Origin of the sequence: Rarobacter faecitabidus, from assembly GCF_006716265.1 — a bacterium.
In the GTDB taxonomy this organism is placed as follows: domain Bacteria; phylum Actinomycetota; class Actinomycetes; order Actinomycetales; family Cellulomonadaceae; genus Rarobacter; species Rarobacter faecitabidus.
Genome location: NZ_VFOS01000001.1, coordinates 1472613 through 1492557, shown reverse-complemented (window position 1 = coordinate 1492557; position 19945 = coordinate 1472613). Strand labels below are relative to the sequence as shown.

Sequence of the window (19945 nt, the reverse complement as noted above, 5' to 3'; positions counted from 1 at the left end):
TCAGTTCCAATAGCGAGCGAGAACGGAGGGAACAGACAGCCAGGCGAGTGCGCCGGGCGGCGGAATCGCTGGAATCCGCTGGGCGATCGAGAGTGCCCGGCCGACGCGACCAGGATCCACGCAGGCGTTGCCGTGCTCGTAGTAGTTCACGCGCACCTCATCGCTGCCCGGTGCAAGGGTTCCGAGTACCGTCATCCACGGGTTCACTCGGGTGATCGGGATTACTCTGTCGACCCGGCGCGCCTCCCGGGCAAGGCGCAGCGCGCTCTGCAGGGCGTCGGACAGCCCAGTCTCGACGCGCTGGATCGCACGCTGCACTCGCTCCGCGGCCACCCGGTGCGCCGCCACGAGCCGGGCTACGGCCTCGATCGTTGTCGCTGCCCCACGGCATCCAGTCATGAGGGCATCGACCTGACCTCGGAGCGCGATGCCTGTCAGTGAGGGGAGATCGGCCTGCGCGAGTTGCCGCGTGACGTTGGCCGCTTTCTGACGGAGCGAATCGGCGAGAGAGGCGAGTTCCCGCTCATAGGTGCGTAGTCGCTCAGAGTCTGAAGTCATTGCGCACTCTATCGAGCGATCTTCGCGGCCAGTTGGCGGTCAACCTCGGCCAGCGTCTTTGCAGTATTAGTTAGGAAGTCAGCGATGCCATCCAGGCTCGCGATCGTCGTGCGCGCGCCGCGCGTGAACTCCCGGTAGTGCGCCTCGAATGCTGCCGAGGTCCTGTCGGTGACAAAGCCCTGCGTCACGAGCGAGGCGATCTCCCGCTGCAGTTTGTCGAGTCGCCGGACGATCTCGGTGCGCTCACTGCGCAGCGACGAGGCCTGCCGGCTCAGGTCCGCGTAGGACACATTGATGGCGTTCTTCATGGTCTCCTCCTTGTCCACGTCCTGCCCGTAGCGGGCTGGTGGAGGAGACGTTACGCATTCTGCGGTCTCGGCGACCGTTATCCACAGGCTAGAACAATGCGATCTTCGGCGGCGCTGGGAAGATGTCGCCCACTCGGCCGACGATCTCCGGGTCGAGCCGAACCGCGGCGCGAGCGTTGGCCTCGATCTGCGCGGGAGTAGTCGCGCCAGCGATCACGGACGTGACCGGGGATTGTGCGGCGAGCCAGCTGATCGCGAGTTGCAGCGGCGTGAGCCCTGCACTATCGGCGACGGCGAAGAACTCGTCCAACTGATCCCACGGCGCCGTCTCGAGCAGGTGCGCTTTGCGCCCGGCCAGCCGACTGCCCTCGGGCGCGGCCTGGCCGCGGCGGTACTTGCCGGTGAGCAGGCCGTTGGCTAGCGGGAAGTAGGGGAGCACGCCGAGTCCGAGTTCGAGTGCGGCGGGCAGCACCTCGAGTTCTGCGCGGCGATCGAGCAGGTTGTAGTGACTCTGCGATGAGATGAAGCGGGTCGCGCCGATTTCACGGGCGACGTAGTGGGCCTGGGCGATCTGCCAGCCGGAGCGGTTCGAGTGGCCGATGTAGCGTACCTTGCCCGCATGCACCAGATCGTCGAGTGCGCTGAGTGTCTCCTCGATGGGCGTTAGCGGGTCAGGGGAGTGGTACTGGTACAGGTCGATGTAGTCGGTGCCGAGGCGCGTGAGGGAGGCCTCCACGGCGGCGATGATGTAGCGACGCGATCCGCGCGGTGCGTTGATCGCCGCCTGTTCGCCCATGTCGAGGCCGAACTTGGTCGCGAGCACGATCTCGTGGCGCCGCTTGCCGAGTGCGCGTCCGAGCAGTTCCTCGCTGGCGCCATTGACGGTGCCGTACATGTCGGCGGTGTCGAAGAGGGTGATTCCGGCATCCAGTGCGGCATGGACGAGTGCGTCCGCCCCCACCTGATCCCCGGCGGGTGTTGAGGTCGAACCGATGTTGTTGCAACCGAGGCCGACCGGAGAGACGGTCAAACCACTGGTACCCAGTTGGCGGGGGGCGAGGGGCGAAGGAGTCATGTCCAAGACGCTACGCCGGTCGGTTGACCGGGGCAAACAGCCCGCGACTCGGGCGAATTTCCCGTCCACATATCGAAACTCGAGTCTCGCATGATGGTCGGCACAGGCTACGATCAGGCCATGAGCGCTCCCAATCGAAGCGATCTTTCGCTGGAATCCGAGTCCTACACCCACGGTCACCACGAATCCGTGCTGCGCTCACACCGTGCGCGCACCGTGGCGAACTCCGCACAGTATTTGGAGTCGCACCTTTCTGAGGGAGCGTCGCTGCTCGACGTCGGCTGCGGGCCGGGGACGCTCACCGTCGACCTGGCCAGGCGGGTGGCTCCGGGACGAGTCGTGGGCGTCGACGCCTCGCAAGACGTGCTCGAATCGGCGCGCGAGTACGCGCTCGCCGAGGGAGCTGCCGTCGAATTCGCGCAGGCGAACGTTTATGAACTGCCCTTCGCCGATGACACCTTCGACGTGGTTCACGTCCACCAGTTGCTGCAGCACCTGTCCGACCCCGTTGCCGCGATCCGAGAGCTGCGCCGCGTGGCGAAGCCCGCCGGCATCGTCGCCGCCCGCGAGGCCGACTACGCCGCCATGACCTGGTTCCCCGACTTCGACGGACTGACCGAGTGGAACATCCTCTACCACGAGGTCACGGCCGCGCATGGCTTCGAGGCCGATGCCGGACGCCGCCTGCTCGCCTGGTTTGAAGAGGCGGGCTTCGCCGTGGACGAGTTGACCGCCAGCGCATCGACGTGGTGCTACGCCACTGCCGAATCGCGCGACTGGTGGGGCGGACTGTGGGCACAGCGGTGCCTCGAATCCAACTTCGCGGTCCAGGCCCGCGAGGCCGGGCTGGCGGATGATGTCGCGCTGGAGGCGCTGGCCCACGACTGGCACCGCTGGGCCGCCGATCCGCGGGGCTGGTTCTCGGTGCTGCACGGCGAGATCCTGGGCCGGGCCTAGGGGGCGCTCCGGCTCCATCGGGTGTGTCGACTCGATACAGTAGTGACGTGCGCATCGCGAGATTCATTGAGGGAGAAAATCCCCGGTACGGATTTGTCCAAGGCGAGCCCGGGGCGGAGTACCTGGCGGTAGTGAGCGGCGATCCGCTGTTCCAGCCCGTTGCCCCGACCGGAGAGCGAGTGGACCTCGACACCGATGGGCTCCGGTTGCTCGCGCCGGTGATTCCTCGTTCCAAGGTGGTCGGCGTGGGCCGCAACTATGCGGATCACGCGGCCGAGCTCGGCAACGAGCCGCCGATCGAGCCGTTGCTCTTCCTCAAGCCGAACACCGCGGTCGTCGGACCCGACGATCCGATTCAGTTGCCGTCGTGGTCTCGTGAGGTGCACTACGAGGCCGAACTCGCGGTGGTGATTGGACGAGTCGCCCGCAACGTCGAGCCCGAGGACGCGCTGGGGCACGTCCTTGGTTACACGGTGGCCAACGACGTCACCGCCCGAGACATCCAGAACTCCGACGATCAGTGGACGCGCGCCAAGGGATTCGACACGTCGTGCCCGCTCGGCCCCTGGATCTCCACGGACGTCGACCCGGAGGATCTGCGCGTCACCACGCGCGTGAATGGCGAGTTGCGCCAGGACGCGACGACGGCGGACCTGATCTTCGACGTGCCGTTCCTGGTTTCGTATATCTCCAAGGTATTCACGCTACTGCCGGGGGACGTCATTCTGACCGGCACTCCGGCCGGTGTGGGCTCCCTCAAGCAGGGCGACGTCGTCGAGTGCGAGATCGAGGGCATCGGCGTGCTGCGCAGTCCCGTGGTCTCGATGGACGAATAAGCCCGCCTGATCGGTTCGATTGCATGCGCGGGCGGTACCCTGTCGCCGCGCACGCTCGCGGCGGCTGATCGCCGGTCTGGCACTCGGCTAATTGTCGAAAGCAGCTACGGCTAATTGTCGAAAACGTGGTCGGCTAGATGTTGAAAATATCGTCGGCTCACTGCTGCTTGGTGCTACGGTGGTGGCATGATTACGCGCATCGAGCGACGCCTTCTGCCGGTCGTTCTGGAACGCATCCCCCAGACCCCGGTGCTGCTTCTGGAAGGTCCACGCGGCGTCGGCAAGTCAACGCTGCTCGCCGAGGTGGCAAGCACGATTCCCGCTGCGCGCCTGTTCGATCTCGATGACCCGGCGGTCCTCACGCTCGCGAAACAGAACTTGTCGCTACTCACCGACGAGGCTCTTCCCGTGCTCATCGACGAATACCACGCTGCCGAGGGAACCTTGCAGGCAATCAAGGCGCGGCTGAACAAAGGCACTCACTCGGGCATGTTTGTCCTCGCGGGGTCGGCCAGCTACGACTCGCTGCCTGCGGGAACACAGGCACTGACTGGCCGCATCCAGCGTCTGCCCGTGATGCCCCTCACCCAGACCGAAATCGACGGCACTGGCAATACCTTCATCGCCCGGGCATTCGACGGTGACATCCCGCACACGGCTGATATGGCGAGCGCCGCTCGAATGGACTACGTTGATCGAATCTTGCGCGGTGGAATGCCGCTGGCGCTGGCACAGCCGAACGAGACTGCCCGTGGACGATGGTTCGCGGGCCATGTGCGCCAGTCTTTGCAGCGCGATGCTGGGCAACTCCGACGGCTGAACCGGGCAGCAGTGTTGCCTAAACTCTTCACCCGCGTGGTAGGTCAGACAGCCGGGCTGCTGAATATATCGAAGGTTGGCGAAACGCTGGAAGTCTCTCGCAGTACGGTGACGTCCTATGTGGAACTGCTCGAATCGATCTTCCTGATCGCCACCCTTCCTGCCTGGGGAACGACAGTGGCGTCACGGAGCGTGGAAGCCCCGAAAGTCCACGTCCTCGACTCCGGCATCGGCGGTCACATGCTGCGACTCACGCGGTCGAAACTGGAGCGGGGCGACCCTTCGGCCTTGACTGAGTACGGCCACCTGGTTGAGTCATTCGCGGTACAGGAGGCTATTCGTCAGTCGACCTGGATGGACGACATCATCACCGCGGGGCATTGGCGTACCCGCGACAACGTCGAGGTCGACCTCGTGCTCGAACGTCATGACGGTGCGGTGATCGGCATCGAGGTCAAAGCCGGTGACCAGGTTCCCTCGAAGCAACTGACCGGTCTGCGTCAACTACGTGACCGTCTCGGAGAATCGTTCATCGCGGGGATCGCCTTCCACACGGGCAGTCGCGGTTACCCGGTGGAGGATCGTATTCATGCCTTGCCGCTGGAGAGACTGTGGACATGATCGGCGCCCTTGTGAGGGCTTGTCCGCAAGTCGTGGACACGACCCGCACAACTACCCCGAGCGTGCCAGCAGTTCACTAGGCGTGTGCCAGGTCACCCCAGGGAACCTGCTGAAGTCGTTGTCGTATGACGCAATGCTTGCCCGGTGCTCCAGGGACAGCGCGGCGAGGTGCGCGTCGTTGGTGAGATTGCCTCCGCCTCCGGTACGCGTGAGCAGGGTGCTCAGGTGGTGCTGGTGCGCGGGGCCGGGTGAAACGAGCACGGCATTGGGCGAGCTGAGCCACAGATCGGCCTGCGCGATGGCGTCAGCCGAGGAAAGCGGGGTCGGCAACAACGCGTGGTGGGTTGAGATGCGAATAAATGCCAGGAGCACGTTCCATGCAAATCCGACGCGATCGCCACCACCAAGGGCGGTGTCCAGCCATTGCCGGGAGTCATCGTGGTGCGGAGTCGCCGAGTTGCTTGCGTAGAGCAGGACATTCGCATCTACGACCCTCATTTGCCGAGCCGCATCTTACGAATGATGTCCGCATCCTCAAGATCGTCGGCAACGCTGAGCGCCTTATCGAAATCGATCCGTGGCATACCCAGATCGCGCGCGATGGTGTAGGAGCGTGGCCCGCTATCGTGCGGTTGCAGTCCCGCCCGGATGGCATCGTTCAATGCCTGCTTGAAACTGATGTTGTTGTCATGCATGGCGCGGCGCAACGCGGCTTCGACGTCGGCGTCGAGTGTGACGGTGGTGCGCATGGTGACAGCATAGCATCACGGAGAGTGACAGCATGCTGTCACTACGCTAGCCGCCCGAGGCAGCCAGGATCTGCGCCATCAGGATCTTGGCGATCATCGCCGCCGGGTAGAGCAACGCATACCCCACGGCGACGCGCGGATCGTGCCGGGTCTTGGCATTGGCGAACGACAGGACGGCCGGGTTGGTCTGCGCACCCCCGATCAGCCCAGCGAGCCTAGTCCCTCCCGACTTCCACACGTACTTCATCAGCAGATACGTGGCGACGGTCAGGAACATGGTCATGACGACGCCGAGCAGGGCGTCACGCGTGACCTCGCCGGTCTCGATGGCGTGCAGGATCAACGATCCCGCCTTGGTCCCGGCGTAGGCGAGGAAGATGAACAGCCCGAGTTCGCTGACCACGCTCGCGGATGTTTGCGGCATCGAGACGGGAATCCGCCCCACGCGACCGACCTTCCCCAGCACCAGTCCGGTGAGCAGCGTTCCACCCGCGGCCCCGAGGGAGAACGTGAGCGATCCGAGCGGGAAGGTGATCAGCCCTATCGCCAGTCCCGCGGCGATGCCGAGCCCGAGCGCGACGGGCGTCAGCTCGGTTAGCCCGCGCGAGGAGTCGCCCACGTAGTCGCTGACCTCGCCCAGCCGATCGGGCTGCCCCACGATCCGCAGCCGGTCACCGAGTTGAAGCAGCGTGTCGCTGGTCGGCAGCAGGTCGATATCGCCCCGGCGCAGCCTTACGACCTTGGCCCCGAATCGTTCGGTTAGCCCCAACTCGCCAACAGTGCGTCCCACTAGGTCGTGCCGGGACACGATGATCCTCCGGTAGGCGAGGCTGGTCTGGTCCTGCCGAAGATCGTCGGCGCTGCGCTGGCCGATGGCGGCGACCAGCGCGTTCACCGCGACCTGGGTTCCCACGAGCGCGATCTGGTCACCCGCGCGCACGGTCATCTCGTCCGTCAGCGCGACGACGGGCCCGCGACCGCCCGGCCGAATGCGCGTGAGGATCAGGTCGGGGCCAAATTGCTCCTGAAGCGCGGCAACCGATATCGACTGCTTGAACACGTCGATCGTGCAGTCCTCAAGCGTGGGCGGCGCGTCCACGTCCTTATGTGCCGATCGCAGCGCCAGTACGGCCAGGAACAGCGTCCAGCCGGTCGCGAACACGTACGTCGATGCGTAGCCGACCGTGGCGGCGGGCGTCCCGCCGGCCGCGGCGAGTGACGGCGTGTTGGTGAGCGCCCCGGCGAATGCCCCGGCAATCGTCTCGCCCTCGATCCCCATGGCACGGCCCACGAACAGGCCGATCACCCCGGTCGCGACGACCACCCCGGCGATCGCGAGCATCGCGGGCCAGGAGCGGCGCAGGGCGGCGAAGAAGCCCGGCCCGGCCAACATGCCGGTGGTGAACGCGAACAGCACGAGGCCGATCGATCCGATCACATCCGGCAGAACGAGTTCCAGCCCCATCGAACTGCCCCACGCCGTGATCCCGAGCGCGGTGAACAACACTGCGGCAGGCCCCAGCGATACCTTCCGGATCGAGATGGACCCGATGGCGGCCCCGAGCCCGATCACGAGCGCGAGGAAGATCAGTGGGTTGTCGGCAAGTAGTTTCATAGGAATCGCCCCAGAATCCGCATCAGGGCATCCGTTGGCACCCATTCCCACTGCTGCCGGTGCCGATGCTCGTATCCGACCTCGTACGCCGCGCGATCCAGCTCGAACGCATCCAGCAGCGATCGCCGTGCCTCGTCGCCGATGTGCGGCGTGCGCTCATCGACCGGCCCGAGGTGGCTGTAGTAGCCGGTGAGCAGGGCGTCGCGCGCATCCACCCGCCAGGCCTCGCCAGCATCGGTGAGGGCGGCGGCGTAGTCGATCGAGCGGAGCATCCCGGCGAGATCACGTTCCGGCAGGTCGGGAGTGATGCGGTCGGCGAGCGGTCGCAGGGGCTCTCCCTCGAAGTCGAGGATCCACCAGCCGTGTGGCGACCACAGCGTCTGCCCGAGGTGCAGATCCGAGTGCAGCCGCTGAACGGTGACGGGTGAATCGGGCAATTGGCGCCGCAGCGCCGCCAGGTAGGTGTCGATCGGCCCCAGCAGGTCCGCGACCGCTTCGCTGCGTTCGGCTGAGTCCTCGATGCGGGCGCCGATCGCAGCCAGCACTTCGTGGATGGAACGGGTCTCCGCTGGGAACGCCCTGCGCAGTGCAACGTGCATATCGGCCAAGTCGGCCCCGAGCGCGGCCAGGTCGGCGGTGAAGGGCAGATCGGAGGCGGCCATTGCGCACGCCCGCGTGAACCCGTCCTCGGCGTCGGCCACGAGCTGGGACACGATCCCGAGGGTGGCTTGCCATCCCGCCAGGAAGCGGCCGTCGTCCACCACGGCCTCCAGCACGGCGTACGTGCGAGGAACGTGCGCGAAGCCCGCGGAGGCCAGCGCGTTGGGGACGTCCAGGTCCGGTTGATTCCCGTCGACCACGCAGCGCAGCAGCTTGACGATCACTCCGTGGTGGACGCGCGGCATGATGATCGAGGTGTTGGACTGCTCGACGGCGAGCACCGCCCCGAGGCTTTGTGAGTCGTCCTCGTCCGCTTCGACCCCGCCGGCCCCGGGCCGTTCGTCCTCGGGCTCGGGGACGAGCATCCCGCCGGACTCGCGGCGAAGCCACGGCTCCACAATGCGCGACTGAGTGAGGAGCGCCCGGTGGAAGCGGTCGTCGTGGGCCGCGTCGACCAGGAATCTGTCCCGCCCATCGACTCGCACCTCAGCGATGAGTCCCGGCGGCCGCACCACCGGGCGATGCGAAGCGAGGGAGATGACTCCGGGCGGTGCCGCATCCGGAACCGGCAGCAGGGCAAGTGGCACCTGGACGGTTACCTCGCTGGGCGTGCGGAGCAACCAGATCGCTACGTCGTCGCCCAACTCGATCTGCGTCGCAGACTCCCAGCCTTCGTCCCCTGGCCACCAGCGTTGCCGCAGCAGCCATTCGCGAAGCGCGGCGGCGAACTCGTCCGGGATCTTCGCGGATCTGGCGACGAGCATCTAGTAGCGCCGTAGGTGTAGGACGTGCGCGACGCGCTCATTCGGATCGAGGCGCACGTAGGGGATTGCGCCCCATGCGTAGGACTCGCCGGACAACTCGTCGTATGCGGTGATCGTGCCGTCGCCCAGGTCGGAGAGCCCGATGGCGCCGAGGTTGAGGTGGACGAGCCCGTCATGCGCCTCGTGCGGATCGAGGTTGACGATGGTCAGCACCGTGTCGGCGACGTGAGCCGGGGTGTAGGGCGCGTCGAGGTGATGCGAGAAGGCGACGATGCTGTCATTCGTCGTGGGATGGACCACGAGGTTGCGCAACTGCCCCAGCGACGGATGATTGCGCCGGATCGTGTTGAGCCGGGTGAGCAGGTCAGCAACCCCGTAGTGCGAGGTCAGTGCCCAGTTCCGCGGCTTGAGCTCGTACTTCTCGTTGTCGATCTGCTCCTGAGCGCCGGGGCGCGGCACGTTCTCGACCAGTTCGTAGCCGGAGTAGATGCCCCAGGTGGGGGACGAGAGCGCCGCCAGCACGGCGCGCACCTTGAAGCCGGCGACGCCGCCGTGCTGCAGGTAGGGCGGCAGGATGTCGTGCGTGGTGGGCCAGAAACTCGGTCGCATGACGCTCGCCTGATCGCCGGCGATCTCGGAGAAGTACTCCTCGATCTCCCACTTGGTGTTGCGCCAGGTGAAGTACGTGTACGACTGGTGGAAACCTATCGTCGCGAGCGTGCGCATCATGGCGGGGCGGGTGAACGCCTCGGAGAGGAAGATGACCTCGGGGTTCGATTCGCGGATCTCGCCGAGCAGACGCTCCCAGAAGTCGAGCGGCTTGGTGTGCGGGTTGTCGACGCGGAATGCCTTAACGCCGTGACTGATCCAGAGGCGCAGAATGCCGGCGATCTCGGCGTAGATGCCCTCGGGGTCGTTGTCGAAGTTCAGCGGATAGATGTCCTGGTACTTCTTCGGCGGGTTCTCCGCGTAGGCGATCGTGCCGTCCGCGCGCGTGGTGAACCAGTCGGGGTGTTCGGAGACCCACGGGTGATCGGGAGAACACTGCAGGGCCAGGTCGATAGCCACCTCAAGACCGAGCTCGGCGGCGCGGGCGACGAACGCGTCGAAGTCCGCGAACGTGCCGAGTTCGGGGTGGATGGCGTCGTGGCCCCCGTCCGGCGAGCCGATCGCGTAGGGCGAACCGGGATCGTCCGGCCCGCCGCCCAGGGTATTGTTCCTGCCCTTGCGCTCCGTCAGGCCGATCGGATGGATGGGGGTCAGATAGACGGTGTCGAATCCCATGCCCGCGATGGCAGGCAACCGCTCCGCGGCCGTCGCGAACGTGCCCGAATGCCAGGTGCCGTCATCGTCCTGGAACGCACCCTCGGAGCGGGGGAAGAACTCGTACCAGGCCGACGCTAGAGCCGCGGCGCGGTCGACGCGCAGCGGATAGTTCTCCGTGGGGGATACCAGGTCGCGCAGGGGAGCCCGGTCGAGGACCGCTGTGATCGGAGGCGACACCAGCGCGGCGAACCGCGAGGAGACACTGAGGGACGCGTCGAGGGCGGTATCTGCCGCATTCACGAGCATCGCGGCATCGTCCTGGTTGCGGAACTCCTCCGCCGCGGCTCGGCGCAGCACGGCCGCACCCTCGGCCAGCATGAGTTGGACCTCCAGGCCAGCTGCGATCTTGATCTCCGCGTTGTGCCGCCACGTGCCGTATGCGTCCGACCAGCCCTCGATGCGGAAGGCCCAGTCCCCAGCGGCGTCGGGGACGAGGTTACCGCGCCACTTGTCGAGCCCTGAACCGACCTCGTGCATCGGCGCGCTCGAGTGGACGTTTCCGGCGGGATCGATCAGGACGGCTGTCGCCCGGTGCAGATCGTGTCCCTCGCGGAAGACGGTCGCTGTGATGGGCACGACTTCGCCGACAACAGCCTTGGTGGGCCAGCGGCCACCCTCGATCACCGGCTGCACGTCAACGACCGGAATGCGTCCGATACCGGGTCCGCGCGGGGCATTGAGTCGCTTGTGGTCGAGCTTGCCCGAGGTCGGCGCTGGTGTCTGTTGCTTCGGGGCGCGCGTCGATCGGGGGACAGACGTCTTCGATGGCTTCTGCTCGCGGTTCACACAGTCGAATCTAGTCCATCAGCCCCAAAACACCGGTTAGGGCTGCGGGGTGTGCGGTATGCCGGGTGTCCGGGAGCCCGGACCGGTGTTCTCCTGCGAGGTGCGCGTCGGCAGGCTCGAACAGATGGGCCATTTAGAATGGCGCAGGTGAGTCAGATCGAGTCGGAACTGCCGTCGCGCGCATCGCGCCGTCGCGAGCGGGATCGCGCCACGCGGCGGCGTGCCTCGATCCCTGCGCGCATCGCCGGCGTCGTTGGCGAGTTGCTCATCACGGCGGGAATCGTCGTCCTCGGCTACGTCGCATGGCAGGTCTGGTGGGACTCGAACGCCGCGGTCGCGGTAGCGCAGGAGCACATCCAGGAGTTTGAGCGGGAGATCACCCCGCGGGTCCTGGAATCCGCCGAACTCGTCACCGAGGGCGAGCCGCCCACCGTTGAGCGCGTGGCCGAAGGCGAGACATTCGGGGTTCTCATCGTTCCCAAGTGGTACGAGAAGACGGACAACAACATGCCGATCCGCGAGGGTACGACTGCGGCGATCCTCGATCAGGCGGCGGCGGGGCACTACACCGATTCCGCCATGCCCGGCGAGGTCGGCAATTTCGCGCTCGCGGGGCACCGGCGCACCCACGGGAACTCATTCCGGTTCATCAACGAACTCGAAAAGGGGGACCAGGTCATCGTCGAAACCGCGGACACGTGGTTCGTGTACGAGGTGTACGACGAACAGATCGTGACGCCCGATCAGGTGGACGTCGTCGCCCCCGTTCCGGGTGATCCCGGCGCCGAGCCGACTCGGCGCCTGCTCACGCTCACGACCTGCCATTCCCTCAGGCTGGGCGAGTGGGGAAACGATCACCGCTGGATCGTCCACGCGGAACTTCTCGGCTGGATGGCACGTGCCAATGGCACACCCGACCAAGTGCTGGAGACCAAATAATGTACGGATTCCTGTGGCGCATCCTGCCCGGCCCGACCTGGCTGAAACTCATCGAGGCGGCGATCATCATCACGGCTGTCGCCTACGCGCTCCTGAACTGGGGCTATCCGTGGATCAGCGACCGCATCGAACAGAATCCGGTGATCGGGAACTGACATGGGCGGACTCGACATCCTTCTCGTGATCGGGCTGCTCGCCGCGATCGCGTTCGGCATTCGCCGAGGTCTCGCCGCTACGCTCGGGCTCATCGCCGGGATGGTGGTCGGCGGCGTCGTCGCCTGGCTCTCCATGCCGTGGCTCACCGGCCTGCTCCCGTCCGCCCAGTGGCGAATGCCCGTGATCGTATTCCTCGCCGTGTTGCTCCCCGTGCTCGGCGGTCGAATCGGGGGCTATGCGGGACTCGTCATTCGCCGCGGTGTCGACGCCACGCCGTTGCGGCTGACGGATCGCGTGCTCGGCGCCCTCGTGTCCCTGGCGGGGGTCGCTATTGCATACAGCCTGGTCGCGTCGCTCGTCGTTTCCCTCGGGGTTCCGGGAATCGCTCCGGCGGTGGCCTCGTCCAAAATCGTCACCACGATCAATGGCCTCATCCCGGCACCCGTGGAACGAGCGATCGCCGGGATCCGCAATTTCGAGCTTCCCGCCGGACTCGCTGGGCTCGGCGATGTCTTCGGCGTGGGAGAGCCCACCACAATCCCGGACGTCGACACCGGCACCCCGGAGATCAGGGCGGCGGCAGGTTCGGTGACCCGCATCACCGGGGTCGCCCTCGCGTGCGGCATCTCCTCGACCGGTAGCGGCTTTGTGGTCGGCCCCGGAATGGTGATGACGAACGCGCACGTGGTGGCGGGGGTCACCAGCCCCGTCGTGCAGGCGCCCGGCGGGTTCGCGAGCGATGGCGAGGTCGTGTACTTCGACGACGAGACCGACATCGCCGTCATTCGGTTGGCGGACGAGGGCCCCGCCGCGCTTCAACTCGTCGACAACCTTGTGAAAGGGAATGACGCCATCGTCGCCGGGTATCCGTTCGGCGGTCCGCTCACGATCGGGGGAGCCCAGGTGCTGCACGTGGGGGACGTGCCTTTCACCGACGTCAACGGGACGCCCGCCGCGCCGCGGCAGATGTACGCGCTCGCTGCGAACATCCAGCCAGGAAACTCGGGCGGTCCGTTGCTCACGCAGGCTGGGAAAGTCGCGGGAATGGTGTTCGCACGTTCGGCCGATACCCCGCGTTTGGGCTACGCGATCACCGCGGACGAATTGCGGCCCGTCGTCAAGTCGCTGGGGTCGCTGCGAGAGCCCGTGGCCACAGGCAGGTGCACCTCCGACTAGGCCGACGTCGGGGGGGTGCTCTATCGGCCCGAGACATACATGAGGTGGGCCCGAACGGAAGAATCCGCTCGGGCCCACCTCACGATGCGCTACTCATCGCCTACTTGGTGATCTTCACCTTGGTAGTCTTCGTAGCTTTGTTGACCTGGGCGTTGCCCCGGAAGGTCACGGTGACTTTCTTGCTGCCCTGGAGCTTCTTCGGGAGCGCGATAGTTACCTTGCCCTTGGACTTCGCGGTCAGCTTCCCCGTCACGGTCTTCTTGCCGATCGTGATGGCCACGACGCCCGTAACGGTCTTGATGCCGGCCGCCTTGACGGTGACCTGGGCCTTACCCTTCTTGGCCTTCTTGGCGATTGAGACCTGGGCGTTGGCCTTGGCGACCTTGCCCGTCGGAGCTGTCACGATCGACTTGGAGGCGAAGCCCGCGAGGACGGGGGTGATCTTAAGCGACAGTGTCTCTGCCGTGGCCGATAGCGAGGAGACTCCCTCAAGTTAGAGCGCCATCGAGTCGCTGAGCCGCGGTTATCTTCGCCCAGCGTTGTCAAGTAGCCTTGACGGTTGTGGCCACTACAGACTTTTCGACAGAGATCGAGCAACTGCGCTCGACGTTAGCGTCAATCTCCGCGGTTTCAGATCCCGATGCGCTGCGGGCCAGGATCGCCGAGTTGTCGGATCAGGCTGCTGCGCCCGACCTCTGGGACGACCAGGACAAGGCGCAGGCCGTGACGACCGCGCTCTCGCAGACCCAAACGGAGCTGGAACGCATTACGTCGATGGAGTCCCGGATCGACGACCTTGAGGCACTGGTGGAACTCGCCGCCGAGGAAGACGACGCAGATACGCTCGCCGAGGCTGAGTCGGACCTCTCCGTGATCCGCAAGGACCTGGACGCGCTCGAGGTTCGCACGCTCCTGAACGGTGAATACGACGCGCGTGAGGCAGTGGTGACCATCCGCTCCGGCGCGGGCGGAATCGATGCCGCGGATTTCGCCGAGATGCTTTTGCGCATGTACCTGAGGTGGGCCGAGCGCCACGGCTATCCCACGGCTGTCTTGGACACGTCCTACGCCGAGGAAGCGGGATTGAAGTCCGCGACGTTCGAGGTCAAGGCCCCGTACGCGTTCGGCACGCTCTCGGTCGAGGCGGGAACCCACCGCCTCGTGCGCATCTCTCCGTTCGACAACCAAGGGCGCAGGCAGACATCTTTCGCCGCGGTCGAGGTCGTTCCGCTCATCGAGCAGACCGACTCGATCGAGATCCCCGAGTCGGAGATCAAGGTGGATGTGTTCCGCTCGTCGGGTCCCGGTGGCCAGTCGGTGAACACGACCGACTCGGCGGTTCGCATGACGCACATCCCGACCGGCATCGTCGTGTCGATGCAGAACGAGAAGTCGCAGATTCAAAACCGTGCTGCGGCGCTCCGCGTCCTCCAGTCCCGGCTGCTGATCGAGCGCCAGGCGGAAGAACGGGCCAAGAAGAAGGAACTCGCCGGCGATATCAAGGCATCCTGGGGCGACCAGATGCGCTCGTACGTCCTGCAGCCCTATCAGATGGTCAAGGATCTTCGAACGGAGCACGAAGTGGGCAACACGGGGGCGGTGTTCGACGGCGATATCGACGATTTCATCGAGGCGGGCATCCGCTGGCGCCGCTCCGCTGAGCGGGCCGAGGCCTAACCCACTCCGGCACCGGATCGACCCGGGTCGGCGTGTCAGCCCTCCGGTCCCAGGTACCGCTCGTACGCTCGGTAACACCTATCGCGTCCTTTCCACGCGATCGAATGCCAGCCTGAGGGGGCCTCTGCGAGTGATCCGATTCGACAATGTCACCAAGGTGTATGCGCGCGGTGCGCGTCCCGCACTCAATGACATCTCCCTCGAGATCGAGCGGGAGGAATTCGTCTTCCTCGTGGGTGCGTCAGGCTCCGGGAAGTCCACCTTCCTGCGGCTGGTGCTGCGCGAGGAGCGTGCCACCTCCGGCACCATGTTCGTGGCAGGGCACAACCTCTCGACGCTGTCCAACTGGAAGGTGCCATCGCTGCGCCGCCAGATCGGCGCGGTCTTCCAGGACTTCCGGCTGCTGCCGACCAAGACGGTGTTCGAGAATGTCGCCTTCGCATTGCAGGTCACGGGCCGGCCCCGGCACCAGATCCGATCGACGGTGCCGGAGATGCTCGAACTCGTCGGTCTCGCGGGCAAGGAGAAACGCCGCCCGCACGAACTCTCCGGCGGTGAGCAGCAGCGCGTGGCCATCGCCCGGGCGATGGTGAACCGCCCACCCATCCTGCTGGCGGACGAGCCGACGGGAAACCTGGACCCCACGACCTCGCTCGGCATCATGCGGCTCCTCGACCGCATCAACCGCAGCGGCACGACGATCGTGATGGCGACGCACGACGACGAGATCGTCGACCAGATGCGCAAGCGCGTCATCGAGTTGGAAACCGGTGACCTGATCCGAGACCAATCCCGCGGCGTCTACGGCGCTTCGCGGTAGGAGTTATCACTGTGCGTTTTCAGTTCATCGCGTCCGAAATCTGGATCGGCCTGCGCCGCAACCTGTCGATGACGATCGCGGTCATCATCGTCACGTTTGTCTCCCTGACGTTCATCGGTTCCGCCGCGCTCATCCAGGCCCAGGTGGGCAAGTTCAAGGACGACTGGTACGGCAAGGTCGAAGTGTCGGTTCTGCTGTGTCCCACGAATTCGGCCAAGCCCGTATGCGCGTCGGGGGAGGCCACGACCGAGCAGATCGCCGAGATCGAGGGCCTCCTGAAGTCGCCGGAACTCGCCCCCGAGATCGAGACGTTCACGTTCGAGTCCAAGGCCGATGCCTGGGCCTCCTTCTCGGATCGCTTCGAGGGGCAATGGCTGCTGTCGCAGGTCACCGAGGACGACATGAACGCCTCGTTCCGCATCAAACTCGTCGATCCGCAGAACTACCAGGTCATCGCGGACGTCCTTACTGGCCGGCCGGGCGTCGAGGAGGTCCAGGACCAACGCCAGGTGCTCGAACCCATCTTCCGGGTACTCAATGGCGCCACCTTCGTTGCGGCCGGACTGGCGGCCGTCATGCTGCTCGCGGCGGTCCTGCTCATTACAACGACGATCCGCCTGTCGGCGCTGAGCCGTCGCCGTGAGACGGGCATAATGCGGCTCGTGGGCGCCTCGAACTTCATCATTCGGCTTCCCTTCATGCTGGAAGGCGCGATAGCGGCGCTCGTGGGCAGCGCCTTGTCGCTGGCCACGCTGTGGGGCGCGGTTCGTTATCTTGGACGAGCAGCCCAGTCCAGTTCGCTTCAGTGGGTGCCGGTCATCACCGTTTCCGAGGTATGGGCGATCGCCCCCTACCTCGTCGTGGTCGCAGTCGCTCTGGCGATGGTCGCGTCCGCGCTGACGCTTCGGAAGTTCCTCAAGGTCTGATCACCATGCCATCAACTAGGTTTCTATCCCGGATCTCCAAGGCGGCTTCGGCGCTCGTAGTGGGCGCACTCCTCGCCGCTACCGCGGTGACTGGCGCGCACGCCGACGATCTCGCGGACCTCGAGGCGAAACTGTCGAAAGCGCGTACCAACGCCAAGACGACCAAGTCGCAACTGTCCTCGGTGATGGAGGACCTGGAGCACTCGGACGCCGAACTGGCTAAGGCCTACGAGGAGCTGGAAGATACGCGCGCCCAGATCCCGGTGGCCAAGGCAGAACTCGAGAAGGCGAACGGCGAATACGAGGTCGCGCAGCGCGAAGCCGACACCATCAAGGGACGATTGGCCAACGCCCGTGAGGAGCGGACGTCGATCGCGACGAAGATCACCGAGAACGAGGAGAACACTGAGCGCGCGCGCCGGGGGATCGCCCAGATGGCTCGCGACTATGCCGCGGGCAATTTCAAGGTCACCTCCGTGGAGATCATGGTCGGTGCCTCCGATTTCTCCCAGGTCATGGCCGACTACAACCTTTCCCAGACCGCGCTGCGAACCGAGGCGGATGCGATGCGGGCGCTGCGGGAGGCGAACGCCATCGCCACCAACATGCAGGTGCGCCTGGACGCGACCGAGGAAGCGATTTCCGCCCTGCAGGAGCAGGCGGCCGAGAACGTCGTCACCACCAAGACCGCAGCCGACGCGGCAAAGGCAGCCAAGGACAAGCTCGAGAGCCTCGAATCGACCCAGACTAAGGCCGCGAACCAGATCGAGGCCCGCAAGCAGGCTGAACTGGATCGCCAGGCAGAACTCGTCGCGGAGCAGGATTCGCTGACCGACGACATCCAGAAGCTCATCGGCCTGACCAAGGCCGAGCGCGACCGCATCAAGAAGGAACGCGAGGAGGCGCAGCGCAAGGAGCGCGAGCGGCTCGAGCGGGAGCGGAAGCAGAACGGCACCACTAGTGGAGGCGGTTCCTCGTCGGGCGGCGGCACCTCCACCGGGGCGAAGGGCCGCGGATTCCTCGGATACCCCACGGCCAACCCACACATCACGTCGAGTTACGGGCTTCGCTATCACCCCGTTCTTCACTACTGGCGGCTGCACGCCGGCACGGACTTCCGTGCCTACTGCGGGACTCCCATCTACGCAGCGGGCAAGGGAACCGTCGAATGGGCCTACATGCGGGCCGGCTTCGGAAACCAGGTCATGATCAATCACGGCACCGTCGACGGGGCCAACCTCATGACGAGTTACAACCACCTCTCGCGATTCGCGGTTCACTCCGGCCAGAGCGTGAAGAAGGGCGACCTGGTGGGCTATGCCGGGGCCACCGGGACGGTCACCGCGTGCCACCTGCACTTCGAGGTCTACGTGAACGGTTCGACCGTGGACCCCATGACCCGCCTCTGATCGGTTCGGGAGGGCGGCGGAGGTCTCGTCCATAAATCGCGTGAGCGCGAGGTTCACCTGAAGTAGGCTTGATTGCCGGTCACGAGTCGAATGGATGAGGAGGACAGCCGTGGCGAAGAACCGTATGTACAACGTGGGCTCGACCCCGTCCAAGAAGACCCCGGAGCGAGTTCCGAAGAAGACGCTGATCGCATCGAACAAGCGCGCACGTCACGACTACGCGATCGACGACGTGCTCGAGGCGGGCGTCGTGCTGACCGGCACCGAAGTCAAGGCGCTGCGTGCCGGACGGGCATCCCTGATCGACGCGTACGTAGCCATCGATCGCGGTGAGGCGTGGCTCGAGGCGGCGCACATCTCGGAATATGCCCAGGGCACCTGGACCAACCACGCCCCGCGCCGGAAGCGCAAACTGCTGCTGCACCGTACCGAGATCGACCGACTCGATCAGCGCACGCGGGAGAAGGGCTTCACGATCGTGCCGCTCTCGCTCTATTTCCTGGACGGCCGCGTAAAGGTGGAGATCGCGGTCGCCCGCGGTAAGCAGGAGTGGGACAAGCGCCAGACTCTGCGCGAGCGGCAGGACAATCTCGAGGCGCGCCGCTCGATGCGCTACCGCGAACTCGGCTGATCTGCGCGGCCGGAAATACTGGCGACACCCGGGCTGTTGAAAGGATAGACTGGACGAACCCCGCTCGCGGGGCTTTGACAACTGAACACGGGGGTGATCGGTTTCGACGGTGGTCGTGATTCCACGCGAAGCGGGTCGAGGATGCAGGCTTATCTCGTTAACGATGTCTGCAAACCAATAGGTGCCGATTCCAAGCGCACCGACTTCGCCCTCGCTGCCTGATAGCGAGCGCATAGGAAGTCCGTCAGCCCGGGGTTGCTTCTGCTCCGGATCCTGGCGTCATCTAGGAAGCCACTGCTGTCCGTCCTCGTCGGTGGGGCGGGCGGGACTCTTAGCCGACTGAGCCTGTCAACGTCTTGTCTGCGTGAGCGTTGGGGCTGAGAAAATCGTCAGCAGACTGCACCCGGAGAATTCGTGGGTGACCGTCACCGGACCGGGGTTCGATTCCCCGCACCTCCACCATTAGTACTAAGAAGGGCCTCTGACCTGCGAAAGCGTTGCAGGTTGGGGGCCCTTCCCCACGGAAACCACACGATAATTCATCGTCCGAGTTAGCCAAGGATGCCCGAACATCAGGGATTGAATGCTGTTTTGCAACACAGTGACGCTGGGTGTTTCGTCGTTGGAATGGCCTAACGAGTTGTGCGGCATCGTAGGTGGTGCGGGCCACGAGTGTTGCCACTGTCTTGCGCAGAATGTGTGTGGTCTTATCTTCCCAGAGTGTGCCCTTCGCCACCACGAGACTTACAGACGGTTCACGCTGGACTACAGGGCATAGACCCCATCAGCCCTTCCGTGAGAATTAGCGCTGAGAGCATATACCGCCGGGCAAATCGACACTACGTATAGGTATCTGCTTGAAGGAGCCAGACGAATAATCAAGGATGATGGCTTTCCCTTCTTGAGGGGTGCTTTCGAAGAAGATCGAACTAGAAATGTATGAGTCCTCCGTCTCTGAATCCCTGACATAGGTCTGAACGTAAAAGGGAAGGGTGGGCGGTAGAGGCATTGATCCAGCTGAGTCAATCGTCACATACGACGGCAAATTAGTAAATGGTATTTCCAGCAATCCCAAGGGTGCCTTGGTGAGTTTCAATAAGGTTGGGTTCTTATCGTTGAAGTCTTTCCCGTGGCCAA

The 19945-nt window shown here is 65.1% G+C and carries 20 protein-coding genes and 1 other RNA gene; 12 read left to right on the top strand and 9 right to left on the bottom strand.

Annotated features, from left to right (window positions below; genetic code table 11):
* From FB461_RS06625 to FB461_RS06615, 3 genes are all read right to left on the bottom strand, one after another.
* The gene (locus FB461_RS06625) at positions 1–558 is read right to left on the bottom strand and encodes a DUF342 domain-containing protein (protein ID WP_142120058.1); all 558 of its coding nucleotides are present in this window, start codon (positions 556–558) and stop codon (positions 1–3) included.
* 8 nt (positions 559–566) lie between these two features.
* Positions 567–866 (bottom strand): WXG100 family type VII secretion target, encoded by a 300-nt coding sequence (locus tag FB461_RS06620; protein ID WP_142120056.1) that lies wholly within the window; start codon positions 864–866, stop codon positions 567–569.
* A gap of 88 nt (positions 867–954) precedes the next feature.
* Positions 955–1941 carry an aldo/keto reductase gene (locus FB461_RS06615; RefSeq protein ID WP_142120054.1) on the bottom strand — a complete coding sequence of 329 codons (987 nt, stop codon included), beginning with the start codon at positions 1939–1941 and terminating at the stop codon, positions 955–957.
* A gap of 120 nt (positions 1942–2061) precedes the next feature.
* Between FB461_RS06615 and FB461_RS06610 the strand changes: the two genes are divergently transcribed.
* From FB461_RS06610 to FB461_RS06600, 3 genes are all read left to right on the top strand, one after another.
* Positions 2062–2898, top strand: coding sequence for a methyltransferase domain-containing protein (locus tag FB461_RS06610; RefSeq protein WP_142120052.1), 837 nt, complete (start codon positions 2062–2064; stop codon positions 2896–2898).
* A 47-nt stretch (positions 2899–2945) separates the two neighbouring features.
* A complete protein-coding gene (locus tag FB461_RS06605; protein ID WP_142120050.1) occupies positions 2946–3734 on the top strand; it encodes a fumarylacetoacetate hydrolase family protein in 789 nt (262 codons plus the stop codon).
* Between the two features lie 186 nt (positions 3735–3920).
* Positions 3921–5174, top strand: a complete 1254-nt coding sequence (locus FB461_RS06600; protein WP_142120048.1) for an ATP-binding protein — start codon at positions 3921–3923, stop codon at positions 5172–5174.
* Between the two features lie 51 nt (positions 5175–5225).
* Here the strand turns inward: FB461_RS06600 and FB461_RS06595 are convergent, their stop codons facing one another.
* Genes FB461_RS06595 through FB461_RS06575 form a run of 5 tightly spaced genes read right to left on the bottom strand, consistent with a single transcriptional unit; the run spans position 5226 to position 11074 of the window.
* Complete coding sequence (locus FB461_RS06595) at positions 5226–5672, bottom strand: type II toxin-antitoxin system VapC family toxin (RefSeq protein ID WP_142120046.1); 447 nt, start codon at positions 5670–5672, stop codon at positions 5226–5228.
* Complete coding sequence (locus FB461_RS06590; RefSeq protein ID WP_142120044.1) at positions 5669–5923, bottom strand: antitoxin; 255 nt, start codon at positions 5921–5923, stop codon at positions 5669–5671. Before FB461_RS06590 ends, FB461_RS06595 begins: the two co-directional genes overlap by 4 nt.
* 46 nt (positions 5924–5969) lie before the next feature.
* Positions 5970–7538 (bottom strand): aspartate:alanine exchanger family transporter, encoded by a 1569-nt coding sequence (locus FB461_RS06585; protein ID WP_170222641.1) that lies wholly within the window; start codon positions 7536–7538, stop codon positions 5970–5972.
* A complete protein-coding gene (locus tag FB461_RS06580) occupies positions 7535–8962 on the bottom strand; it encodes a hypothetical protein (protein WP_142120040.1) in 1428 nt (475 codons plus the stop codon). The genes FB461_RS06585 and FB461_RS06580 overlap by 4 nt, the downstream gene beginning before the upstream one ends.
* Positions 8963–11074 (bottom strand): alpha-1,4-glucan--maltose-1-phosphate maltosyltransferase, encoded by a 2112-nt coding sequence (locus FB461_RS06575; RefSeq protein WP_142120038.1) that lies wholly within the window; start codon positions 11072–11074, stop codon positions 8963–8965.
* 147 nt (positions 11075–11221) lie between these two features.
* On the opposite strand from FB461_RS06575, the gene FB461_RS06570 reads away from it, so the two are divergent.
* From FB461_RS06570 to FB461_RS06565, 3 genes are read left to right on the top strand one after another with little or no spacing between them, the layout of a single operon-like run.
* On the top strand, positions 11222–12013 hold the full coding sequence (locus FB461_RS06570; RefSeq protein ID WP_246046052.1) for a class E sortase: 792 nt from the start codon (positions 11222–11224) through the stop codon (positions 12011–12013).
* Entirely contained in the window at positions 12013–12168 is a 156-nt protein-coding gene (locus tag FB461_RS11985) for a hypothetical protein (protein WP_170222640.1), read from the top strand. Before FB461_RS06570 ends, FB461_RS11985 begins: the two co-directional genes overlap by 1 nt.
* 1 nt (position 12169) lies before the next feature.
* Positions 12170–13345 (top strand): MarP family serine protease, encoded by a 1176-nt coding sequence (locus FB461_RS06565; RefSeq protein WP_142120034.1) that lies wholly within the window; start codon positions 12170–12172, stop codon positions 13343–13345.
* Positions 13346–13445: 100 nt separating this feature from the next.
* On the opposite strand, the gene FB461_RS06560 is transcribed toward FB461_RS06565, so the two are convergent.
* Positions 13446–13748, bottom strand: coding sequence for an Ig-like domain repeat protein (locus tag FB461_RS06560; RefSeq protein ID WP_170222639.1), 303 nt, complete (start codon positions 13746–13748; stop codon positions 13446–13448).
* Between the two features lie 158 nt (positions 13749–13906).
* Here FB461_RS06560 and prfB point away from each other — a divergent pair, with 158 nt between their 5' ends.
* From prfB to ssrA, 6 genes are all read left to right on the top strand, one after another.
* A complete protein-coding gene (gene prfB, locus FB461_RS06555; protein ID WP_142120030.1) occupies positions 13907–15022 on the top strand; it encodes a peptide chain release factor 2 in 1116 nt (371 codons plus the stop codon).
* A gap of 130 nt (positions 15023–15152) precedes the next feature.
* Entirely contained in the window at positions 15153–15842 is a 690-nt protein-coding gene (ftsE, locus tag FB461_RS06550) for a cell division ATP-binding protein FtsE (protein WP_142120028.1), read from the top strand.
* 11 nt (positions 15843–15853) lie between these two features.
* On the top strand, positions 15854–16768 hold the full coding sequence (gene ftsX / locus FB461_RS06545) for a permease-like cell division protein FtsX (RefSeq protein ID WP_142120026.1): 915 nt from the start codon (positions 15854–15856) through the stop codon (positions 16766–16768).
* A gap of 5 nt (positions 16769–16773) precedes the next feature.
* The gene (locus FB461_RS06540) at positions 16774–18177 is read left to right on the top strand and encodes a M23 family metallopeptidase (RefSeq protein ID WP_142120024.1); all 1404 of its coding nucleotides are present in this window, start codon (positions 16774–16776) and stop codon (positions 18175–18177) included.
* 109 nt (positions 18178–18286) lie between these two features.
* Complete coding sequence (gene smpB / locus FB461_RS06535; RefSeq protein ID WP_425466888.1) at positions 18287–18808, top strand: SsrA-binding protein SmpB; 522 nt, start codon at positions 18287–18289, stop codon at positions 18806–18808.
* 89 nt (positions 18809–18897) lie between these two features.
* Positions 18898–19270: a transfer-messenger RNA gene (gene ssrA / locus FB461_RS06530) on the top strand.
* Positions 19271–19945 lie beyond the last annotated feature (675 nt).